Origin of the sequence: Winogradskyella aurantiaca, assembly GCF_003362725.1 — a bacterium.
Lineage (GTDB): Bacteria > Bacteroidota > Bacteroidia > Flavobacteriales > Flavobacteriaceae > Winogradskyella_A > Winogradskyella_A aurantiaca.
Genome location: NZ_QKTV01000010.1, coordinates 1 through 2500, shown reverse-complemented (window position 1 = coordinate 2500; position 2500 = coordinate 1). Strand labels below are relative to the sequence as shown.

At 45.0% G+C, this 2500-nt stretch carries 2 tRNA genes and 2 rRNA genes (1 of these 4 cut by a window edge); all 4 read right to left on the bottom strand.

Features of this window, described 5'->3' with window-relative positions:
* Nucleotides 1-133 (bottom strand): 23S ribosomal RNA (locus DN064_RS14020); it reaches 2679 nt to the left of the window's first position.
* Nucleotides 134-263: 130 nt separating this feature from the next.
* Nucleotides 264-337 (bottom strand) — tRNA-Ala (locus tag DN064_RS14015).
* Between the two features lie 117 nt (nt 338-454).
* Nucleotides 455-528 (bottom strand) — tRNA-Ile (locus DN064_RS14010).
* 152 nt (nt 529-680) lie between these two features.
* Nucleotides 681-2206: ribosomal RNA gene (locus tag DN064_RS14005) — 16S ribosomal RNA — on the bottom strand.
* Together the 16S and 23S rRNA genes with 2 tRNA genes alongside form the textbook arrangement of a ribosomal RNA operon.
* Nucleotides 2207-2500 lie beyond the last annotated feature (294 nt).

Sequence of the window (2500 nt, the reverse complement as noted above, 5' to 3'; positions counted from 1 at the left end):
GCTGGGTTGCCCCATTCGGATATCTACGGATCACAGTGTATGTGCCACTCCCCGTAGCTTTTCGCAGCTTATCACGTCCTTCATCGCCTCTGAGAGCCTAGGCATTCCCCATACGCTCTTGTTTAGCTTATTGTACTTTTTGTCTTTTTAATGAGTTATAATTGCTCGTTACAATTATTAATTTTATTAAATATTTCTATCTAATTTTCATGTATCTCTTTCAATATGTCAATGAACTTTCTAAAGCCTTTCAGCTTCTGTTGTGGAGAATACCGGAGTCGAACCGGTGACCTCCTGCGTGCAAGGCAGGCGCTCTAGCCAGCTGAGCTAATTCCCCATTTACTGTCGTTAGTAATGAGTAGTTAGTAGTTAAAACATAACTACATACCCAACTTCCAGAATTTCCTTTCTCAGTCTTTTATGAACTTATCGTTACCCCTTAAGGTAACTCTCGTAGTCTCAGGCAGACTCGAACTGCCGACCTCTACATTATCAGTGTAGCGCTCTAACCAGCTGAGCTATGAGACTGCATTATTTGATTTGAGATCCCTGATTCTTGATCTGAGAACTTGGTCTCTTATCTTAAATCTATTATCTCGCATCTTTATATAATAAAATTGACAGCTATAGAACAAACCACCTCTTTGGCTTGTCACCTCTTTATCGTCGTCTTTCTCTAGAAAGGAGGTGTTCCAGCCGCACCTTCCGGTACGGCTACCTTGTTACGACTTAGCCCTAGTTACTAATTTTACCCTAGGCCGCTCCTTACGGTGACGGACTTCAGGCACTCCCAGCTTCCATGGCTTGACGGGCGGTGTGTACAAGGCCCGGGAACGTATTCACCGCATCATGGCTGATATGCGATTACTAGCGATTCCAGCTTCACGGAGTCGAGTTGCAGACTCCGATCCGAACTGTGATAGGTTTTATAGATTCGCTCCGCCTCGCGACGTGGCTGCTCTCTGTACCTACCATTGTAGCACGTGTGTAGCCCAGGACGTAAGGGCCGTGATGATTTGACGTCATCCCCACCTTCCTCTCGGTTTGCACCGGCAGTCTTGCTAGAGTTCCCGACATTACTCGCTGGCAACTAACAACAGGGGTTGCGCTCGTTATAGGACTTAACCTGACACCTCACGGCACGAGCTGACGACAACCATGCAGCACCTTGTAAGTAGTCCGAAGAAAGATCTATCTCTAAATCATGCAACTTACATTTAAGCCCTGGTAAGGTTCCTCGCGTATCATCGAATTAAACCACATGCTCCACCGCTTGTGCGGGCCCCCGTCAATTCCTTTGAGTTTCATTCTTGCGAACGTACTCCCCAGGTGGGTCACTTATCACTTTCGCTTAGCCACTCAGACCGAAGTCCGAACAGCTAGTGACCATCGTTTACGGCGTGGACTACCAGGGTATCTAATCCTGTTCGCTCCCCACGCTTTCGTCCATCAGTGTCAATATATTGTTAGTAATCTGCCTTCGCAATCGGTATTCTATGTAATATCTATGCATTTCACCGCTACACTACATATTCTAACTACTTCACAATAATTCAAGATTAACAGTTTCAAAGGCAGTTCTACAGTTAAGCTGTAGGATTTCACCTCTGACTTATTAATCCACCTACGGACCCTTTAAACCCAATGATTCCGGATAACGCTTGCATCCTCCGTATTACCGCGGCTGCTGGCACGGAGTTAGCCGATGCTTATTCTTACGGTACCGTCAGCCAACTACACGTAGCTGGGTTTCTTCCCGTATAAAAGCAGTTTACAACCCATAGGGCAGTCTTCCTGCACGCGGCATGGCTGGATCAGGCTTCCGCCCATTGTCCAATATTCCTCACTGCTGCCTCCCGTAGGAGTCTGGTCCGTGTCTCAGTACCAGTGTGGGGGATCCCCCTCTCAGGGCCCCTATCTATCGTTGCCTAGGTGTGCCGTTACCACACCTACTAGCTAATAGAACGCATACTCATCTTTTACCGCCGAAACTTTAATATTTAAATGATGCCATCTATATATTCTATGGGGTATTAATCTTCATTTCTAAAGGCTATCCCCCTGTAAAAGGTAGATTGTATACGCGTTACGCACCCGTGCGCCACTCGTCATCAAAAAAGCAAGCTTTTTTATGTTACCGTTCGACTTGCATGTGTTAGGCCTGCCGCTAGCGTTCATCCTGAGCCAGGATCAAACTCTTCATCGTTAAATCTTAAATAATTTTTACGACTAGATTTGACAAGGTTCTCAAAATGGCTTGTTCTAAATTCTAAACAGATCTCTCTGTTTTACGCTGTCAATTTCAATATGTCAATAGAACTTTTTCTCTTCTCTCTAACGGTTCCCCGTTTTAGCGGGTGCAAATATATAACCGTTTTTTATTCCTCACAATACTAATCCAAAAAATATTTTACTTTTTTTTCTTAGTACCTCTTCACCACTCAAAGAACTCCCCAAAACAACTACTACCTTCACCGTTTTGAGCGCGCAAATATAGAAC